The organism is Pseudomonas sp. SDO5532_S415 (assembly GCF_054071155.1).
On record NZ_JBSVWS010000034.1, the window covers coordinates 33,379 to 40,847 of the forward strand.

The 7,469-nt window shown below is 61.3% G+C and carries 7 protein-coding genes; 3 read left to right on the plus strand and 4 right to left on the minus strand.

Features of this window, described 5'->3' with window-relative positions; all coding sequences use genetic code 11:
- Positions 1 to 18: 18 nt before the first annotated feature.
- The 3 genes from aauS to ACW9HW_RS11430 are packed head-to-tail and all read left to right on the plus strand — an operon-like array spanning position 19 to position 3,583.
- Positions 19 to 1,920, plus strand: a complete 1,902-nt coding sequence (aauS, locus tag ACW9HW_RS11420) for a two-component sensor histidine kinase AauS (RefSeq protein ID WP_095197147.1) — start codon at positions 19 to 21, stop codon at positions 1,918 to 1,920.
- On the plus strand, positions 1,917 to 3,245 hold the full coding sequence (gene aauR / locus ACW9HW_RS11425) for a two-component response regulator AauR (protein ID WP_095197148.1): 1,329 nt from the start codon (positions 1,917 to 1,919) through the stop codon (positions 3,243 to 3,245). Before aauS ends, aauR begins: the two co-directional genes overlap by 4 nt.
- An 8-nt stretch (positions 3,246 to 3,253) precedes the next feature.
- Positions 3,254 to 3,583 (plus strand): GlpM family protein, encoded by a 330-nt coding sequence (locus ACW9HW_RS11430; RefSeq protein ID WP_170948759.1) that lies wholly within the window; start codon positions 3,254 to 3,256, stop codon positions 3,581 to 3,583.
- Between the two features lie 131 nt (positions 3,584 to 3,714).
- Here ACW9HW_RS11430 and ACW9HW_RS11435 read toward each other — a convergent pair whose 3' ends face one another.
- The 4 genes from ACW9HW_RS11435 to ACW9HW_RS11450 form a co-directional block, all read right to left on the minus strand.
- On the minus strand, positions 3,715 to 4,623 hold the full coding sequence (locus ACW9HW_RS11435) for a hypothetical protein (RefSeq protein WP_457399897.1): 909 nt from the start codon (positions 4,621 to 4,623) through the stop codon (positions 3,715 to 3,717).
- Positions 4,620 to 5,315, minus strand: coding sequence for a hypothetical protein (locus tag ACW9HW_RS11440; RefSeq protein WP_457399898.1), 696 nt, complete (start codon positions 5,313 to 5,315; stop codon positions 4,620 to 4,622). Before ACW9HW_RS11440 ends, ACW9HW_RS11435 begins: the two co-directional genes overlap by 4 nt.
- A gap of 97 nt (positions 5,316 to 5,412) precedes the next feature.
- Entirely contained in the window at positions 5,413 to 6,078 is a 666-nt protein-coding gene (locus ACW9HW_RS11445; RefSeq protein ID WP_457399899.1) for a DsbA family oxidoreductase, read from the minus strand.
- 180 nt (positions 6,079 to 6,258) lie between these two features.
- Positions 6,259 to 7,290: an alpha/beta fold hydrolase gene (locus tag ACW9HW_RS11450; RefSeq protein ID WP_457399901.1), complete on the minus strand. Its 1,032-nt coding sequence runs from the start codon at positions 7,288 to 7,290 to the stop codon at positions 6,259 to 6,261.
- Positions 7,291 to 7,469: the final 179 nt, after the last annotated feature.

The window sequence follows — 7,469 nt, forward strand, 5'->3', positions numbered from 1 at the left end:
TGACCCAAGGCATCTGTGATGAAATGCGACCCCACTCTCTATCGCGCCACGTCGCCATCACTCGCCGTGAAACCCCGCCTGATTCGCCATCTGTTCCTGCCGCCGCTGATCATCGCGCTGATGATCGGACTGGGTTATGCCGGCTTCTGGGTCAGTGAGCACTATGGCGTGCGCAGCCTGAGCGAAAGCGGCCAGCGCCAGCTGGAACTGCACGCCCGCGCCGTCGAAAGCGAAATAAGCAAATACACCTACCTGCCCAGCCTGCTGGAACTCGAAACCAGTGTGTCGAAGCTGCTGGCCGACCCGACCCCGGAACACCGGCAAACGGTCAATGATTACCTCGAAGGCCTGAACCGGCGCAGCCGCAGTCGGGCTATTTATGTGATGGACACCACCGGTCGCGTCATGGCCACCAGTAACTGGCGCGATGTCGACAGTTACCTGGGTGAAGACCTGTCCTTCCGCGCCTACTTCCAGAACGCCGTGCGCGGTCAGCCGGGGCGCTTCTACGGCATCGGCAGCACCAACGGCGAACCCGGCTACTACCTGGCCCATGGCCTGGAGGAACACGGCAAGATCATCGGCGTCGCGGTGGTCAAGGTGCGCCTGGAAGCCATGGAAGAACGCTGGCAGCGGGCGCGTCTGGAAGCCTTCGTCAGTGACGAGAACGGCATCATCATTCTGTCCAGCGATCCGGCGCGGCGCTTGAAATCCGTGATTCCCCTGAGCGACGAGACCAAGGAAAAACTCGCCCGCAGCCTTCAGTATTACTGGTTCCCGCTCAACGAACTGCAACCGCTGGCCCGGGAAACCCTGTCCGAAGGCGTGGAAAAACTGACCTTTCCGGCCAACAGCGAACTGGTGTCCGACGAAGAAAACATCAGCTATCTGTCGCAAACCCGCAATTTGAGCGATACACCGTGGAATTTCACCCTGCTCACGCCGTTGCAGGATTTGCGCCGAGAGGCGATCAATCAGGGGATTCTGGTGGCGGTGGCTTTCGCTCTCGTGGCGTTCCTGCTGATTGCCTGGAACGAACGACGCAAGGTGATCGCGACCCGCCTCGCCGCCCGGGAAGCCTTGCAGGAAGCCAACAATCAATTGGAGCGTCGGATTACCGAACGCACCGTCGACCTGCGCGCGAGCAACGAACGACTCAAGGGCCAGATCCGCGAACGGCGTCACGCCGAAGAGACCTTGCGTCGTGCCCAGGATGAACTGGTGCAGGCCGGAAAACTCGCGGCGATCGGCCAGATGTCCACCAGCATTGCCCACGAATTGAACCAGCCGCTGGCAGCGTTGCGCACCCTGTCCGGCAATACCGTGCGCTTTCTCGAGCGCGGTCAACTGGACGTGGCCAGCACCAACCTCAAGACCATCAACGAATTGATCGACCGCATGGGCCGGATCACCGCCAGCCTGCGATCCTTCGCCCGGCGCGGTGATGACAAGGGTCAGGCCTGCCTCGGCAAAGCCGTGGACGCGGCACTGCAACTGCTGGGCAGCCGCGTCGAAAACGCCCACCTGCAACTGCACCGTCAGTTCGAAGAGGTGCAGGTGCAGATCGACCAGACCCGACTGGAACAGATTCTGGTCAACCTCATCGGTAACGCCCTCGATGCCATGCAGGCGCAACCGCAGCCTGAGTTGTGGCTTGAAGGCGACACCGGCGATGGCAAGTATCGGTTGCGGGTTCGGGACAATGGCCACGGCATCGATGCCGAAGCGCGCAAGCATCTGTTCGAGCCTTTTTTCACCACCAAACCCGGCGAACAGGGCCTGGGCCTCGGCCTGACCCTTTCCGCAAGCCTGGCCGCCGCTACCGGCGGTCACCTGGGTGTGGAGCACCCGGCCAGCGGTGGCACCGCATTCGTCCTCAGTTTACCGTTGGTAAGCCCCATTCCCGCCGAGCCAATATGAACAACGACCTTAGTGTATTGATCGTCGAAGACGACCCCCATGTGCTGCTCGGCTGCCAGCAGGCCCTGACCCTGGAAGACATTCCCTGCATCGGCGTTGGCAGTGCCGAAGAAGCCCTGGAGCGCGTTGGCGATAACTTTGCCGGCATCGTCATCAGCGACATCCGCCTGCCAGGCATCGATGGCCTGGAACTGCTGACCCGCCTCAAGGCCCGAGACCGCAGCCTGCCGGTGGTGCTGATTACCGGGCACGGGGACATATCCATGGCCGTGGGCGCGATGCAGAAAGGCGCCTACGACTTCATGGAAAAACCCTTTTCCCCGGAGCGTCTGGTGGATGTGGCCCGCCGCGCGCTGGAGCAACGCAGCCTGGCGCGTGAAGTCTCGTCGTTGCGCCGGCAACTGGCGGAGCGGGACTCCCTCGAAGGCCGGATCATCGGCCGTTCGCCGGCCATGCAGAACCTGCGCGAACTGATTGCCAACGTCGCCGACACCTCGGCCAACGTGCTGATCGAAGGCGAAACCGGCACCGGCAAGGAGCTGGTCGCGCGCTGCCTGCACGACTTCAGTCGCCGCCACACCCGGCAATTCGTGGCGTTGAACTGCGGCGGCCTGCCGGAGAACCTGTTCGAGAGCGAAATCTTCGGTCATGAGGCCAACGCGTTCACCGGTGCCGGCAAACGACGGATCGGCAAGATCGAGCATGCCGACGGCGGCACGCTGTTCCTCGATGAAGTGGAAAGCATGCCCCTGCCTCTGCAGATCAAACTGCTGCGGGTGTTGCAGGAACGCACCCTCGAACGCCTCGGCTCGAACCAGAGCGTGGCGGTGGATTGCCGGGTGATTGCCGCGACCAAGTCCGATCTGGACGAATCGAGCAAGGCCGGCGAGTTTCGCAGCGACCTGTATTACCGCCTCAACGTGGTGACCCTGGAACTGCCGCCGCTGCGCGAACGCCGCGAAGACATCCTGCAACTGTTTGAATACTTCTTGCAGCAGTCGTCCCTGCGCTTCGACCGCATCGCGCCGGAACTGGATAACCAGACCCTGTCGAACCTGATGAGCCACGACTGGCCGGGCAACGTGCGCGAGCTGCGCAACGTCGCCGAACGCTTTGCCCTCGGTCTGCCTGCCTTCAAAAAAACCGGTGCGGGCGGCAGCGCCCAAGGCCTGGCTTTCGCCGAAGCGGTGGAAGCCTTCGAACGCAACCTGCTGAGCGATGCCTTGCAGCGCAGTGGCGGCAACCTGACCCAGGCCAGCCAGGAACTGGGCATGGCCAAGACCACGCTGTTCGACAAAGTGAAGAAGTACGGACTGAGCCACTGATGGATCTGATTCTCAAGGCAACCCTGGGTGCAGCGGTGGTGGTGATCCTCGCCGCCCTGGCCAAGACCAGAAACTATTACATCGCCGGGCTGGTGCCGCTGTTTCCGACCTTTGCGCTGATTGCTCATTACATCGTCGGCAAGGGGCGCTCGATTGACGACCTGAAAACCACCATCGTGTTTGGCATGTGGTCGATCATTCCCTACTTCATCTACCTGGCGACCTTGTACCTGATGGTCGACCGGATGCGCCTGGAGGCGTCCCTGGCGGTGGCGGCGGTGGCGTGGTTGATGGCGGCGACGGTGTTGGTCAGCGTATGGGTGCGTTTGCAAGCCTGAACACCACCAATCCCCTGTGGGAGCGAGCCGGCTCCGGGCGGCGTTCCGACGAAAGCGGAGTGTCAACCAACATTAATGCCAACTGACACGCCCTCTTCGCGAGCAGGCTCGCTCCCACAGGTTCCATCGTTTCAGTGCGCGTAAACCTGCTGCAACTGCGTCTGGGTTAATGCATCTTCAAACGGCACCGGCACCGACTTCACCGCTCCATAAAGGTTGCGATAGCGCCAGTAAGTGCCGTTGTTGGCCAATTGATATCCGCGCTCGACCACCCGCTGGCCATCTAGCACATAACGCAAGGTTTCCTGAGCCGCCGCCGGGGGTGGCGGTTGCATCAGATCGGTGGCCAACACCCGCATGGACTCATCGATGCACTCATCGAGCACGGCGGTGACTGTCGCCAGTTCAAGCCTGCCGTCGTCGATACATTGCTTGCCGCAGCGACGAACCGGCTGGCTGGCCACCTCGATCCGCATGCGGTACAGCGCTGAACCGGCGATGTCCTGAACCTGCACCTGATTGACCAGGATAAAACTGCCGCGATCCGGGGTCAGCATCAGTTTGGGCTCTATCAGCAAACGCGCGGTAACCTGGCCCTCGCCCTGCTTGAGCCCGGCCGTTTTCGAAGCCTGCTGAAAGCGTTGTTGCAAACGTTCCTGCAGCGGCACCCCGGCGAGCAGATCAGCCATCGGTCGCGACTCTTTGAGCGCGGCTTCTTCCGCATCGCGCTGCAAAGTGCCGCTGCCCATCTGGGTGTTGATCAAACTGGCCAGCAAGATCCCGGCAAGCCCGGCGGTATTGCCCGAGCTCGCTATCAGGTTGTGGCTGGACGATGCGGCCTTCAGGGCCTGCTCGGACTCAATCACCGTGCTGGCACCGACAAACGCCTGCGGCAACTGCACGTCGACCTTGAGCCCGTGGGCCTGAACGTAGGGCAAGGCGCTCTGGTCTTTGAAGCCGGCCTCGGGAGCCGGTTTCTGCGCGCAGCCCACCAACATCAGCAGGGCCAGCGCGCCGGCCACTGCGAATGGACGCTTCATTGGGCGAACGGGGTGATCATTTGCTGACGGCTGTTATCCACAGCCTGATAGAACGCATTGGACAGGTTGGTGTAGGTCGGCTCGTCCCACTCGCCCTGAGCGGCTTGCGTCACGACAAAAGGCTTGAACCACAACAATTTGTTATCGGCCAGGTCGACCACCATGCCCTGCCCGCCCACTTGCGCCATCGGCACGCTGGTCGGTACGAACCCGTAGTAGCTGCGCGTGGCCCCGGTGGCGTACACATTCACCAACAGCAGACGGTCGACGCCATGGGCCGCCTTGACCGGCGTCAGGTCGCGGGTCATGTAGCCTTCGCGGAACGAGACTTCCTTGTAAACCTTCAGATCGACCGGCTCGTCGATGCGCTTGACCTTGTAACCCTTGGCCTGCAACTTGGCGACGATCACGTCCGGCAAGGTGGTGAGGTCGCGCACTTGCCATTGTTCGACGTTACTGCTGAGTTTGCTGTTGACGCCCTTGTTGATGGCGTAATCGAGCAGCCCCTGGTTGCCGGTCAAAGCCAGCACCGGTGGTGGCACCACCGTGATCGCCACGCCGATGGTCGGTTCCTTGGCATCCCAGAATTGATTGTCCAGTGGTACAGGAGGTTGAACGTGAGCACAGCCGGTGAGGGTCAGGCAGGCCAACAGAGTCAGCACCGCCCAGGTGCGTAGAGCGCGGAAAGTCATGGATCATGTCCCTATGGTTTGAAATCATCACTGCCCGTATCGGCAGCAACGGTCAAAACAATAGTGGCATATTGATGCCTTTTTGACATCAAGCGTTTCAGCTAACAGTTCCGCCCTTCGACTCACTCATGATCTGGCGAATCGCCCCGACAAAAGCTTCCACCGGTTGTCCGCCCGTGACCGCGTACTGGCCGTTGAAAACCACGGTCGGTACCGAACTGACCCCGCGCGATAGCCACAGTTGTTCCTCCTGGCGGACCTGCTCGGCAAATTCATCCGACCCCAGAATCGACTCGGCCCGCTGCCGATCCAGTCCGACATCTTCAGCGATCTGCGCCAGTTGAGCGGGGTCTGACGGGTTGCCGCCATCGGTGAAATACGCCTTGAACAACGCTTCCTTCAATTGCAGTTGCCGCCCTTCCAGATCCGCCCAGTGCAACAAGCGGTGGGCATCGAAGGTGTTGTAGATGCGACTACTACCATCGGTACGAAACGCAAACCCGACCTCGGCGCCTCGCGCGCGGATCATCTCGCGATTCTTTTGCGACTGCTCCGGTGTCGAGCCGTACTTCTCGGTGATGTGCTCGGTGATGCTCTGCCCTTCGGGGCCCATCTTCGGGTTCAGTTCGAATGGCTGGAAACGGATCTCGGCGCGGACTTCATCGCGCAATAACTCCAAGGCCCGGGTCAGGCCGTACAGGCCGACGACGCACCAGGGGCAAGACACGTCGCTGACGAAATCGATTTTCAAGGGGGAACTCATCATTCACCTCGCTGGCTGGCACGCACCGGAAAGTTCGAACGATACACCCGGCAGACTTGAATGCGCAGCAGATCCCTTGTGGGAGCGAGCCTGCTCGCGAAAGCAGGTGATCATTCAATATTGATGTCGACTGACACGACGCCTTCGCGAGCAGGCTCGCTCCCACAGGGAACTCAAGTGTCAGAGGAGGTTATGTTCAGCCACCGGCTCGATCTGCGCCCAATGCGAAGTGTCCTCCCGGTGCTCACGCAAATACGGCAATACCGCCGCCAGCAACGGTGCCTTGAACGCTTCCTGAAAACGATGGGCCAATCCCGGAATCAACTTCAACTGACTGCCACGCAGATGCGCCGCCAGATGCACGCCATGCATCACCGGCAACAGCGGATCGGCCGTGCCATGCACCACCAGCGCCGGCACCCGCAATTGATTGAGCAACGCCACCCGGCTGGGCTCGGCCAGGATCGCCATGATCTGCCGTTTCACGCCTTCTGGATTGAACGCCCGGTCATAGGACTGCGCCGCCTGATGCAGCAGCGCCTGCCGATCATCGCTCACGGTCGGGCTGCCCAACGCGGCAAGCAGATCGGCCTGTTGCTCCAGCGCCACCTCACGATTCGGCGCGCCACGGCGGGCGAGCAACTGCACCAGCGCCGCGCTCGGCGCGGGCAAGCCCTCGGCCCCGGAAGTGGTCATGATCAACGTCAGACTCTCGACCCGTTGTGGCGCCATGGCTGCCATGTGCTGGGCGATCATCCCGCCCATGCTCACGCCCAGCACGTGGAATTGCTCGATGTGCAACGCATCCATCAGGCCCAGGCCATCATCGGCCATGTCCGTCAGTGAGTACGGCGCCGACACCGGCAGCCCCAACTTGTAGCGCAACACCTCGAAAGTCAGGTTGGCCTCCATCGGCGCTTGCCTCCAGGTCGACAGGCCGACATCGCGATTGTCGTAGCGAATCACTCGAAAGCCTTGCTGACACAGGGCGACCACCACCTCGTCCGGCCAGTGGATCAACTGCCCGCCCAGCCCCATCACCAGCAGCAACGCCGGGTCCGAGGCACGGCCGATGCTCTGGTACGCCAGGCTCACCTGTGCCAGATCGACATGTTCGGTCGGAACATTCACATCACAACGAGAAGCTGCCAGGGACGACAGGCTGAACAATGCGGACAGAAAAATCGCCGCTGAAAAAAACAAAGCACGCATGACAAAACACCAAAACGCAGAACCCCAGTAGAGCGCGAGTCTGATGAAGTTTGTTCAAGCGCGCTGCCACAGTTGCGTGACAGTTTGATGAAGGTTGCTGAACGGTCATTTTCCAGACCGCGTTATCGTTCTTCGCGAGCAGGCTCGCTCCCACAGGATTTGTGTGCGACACCGATCCA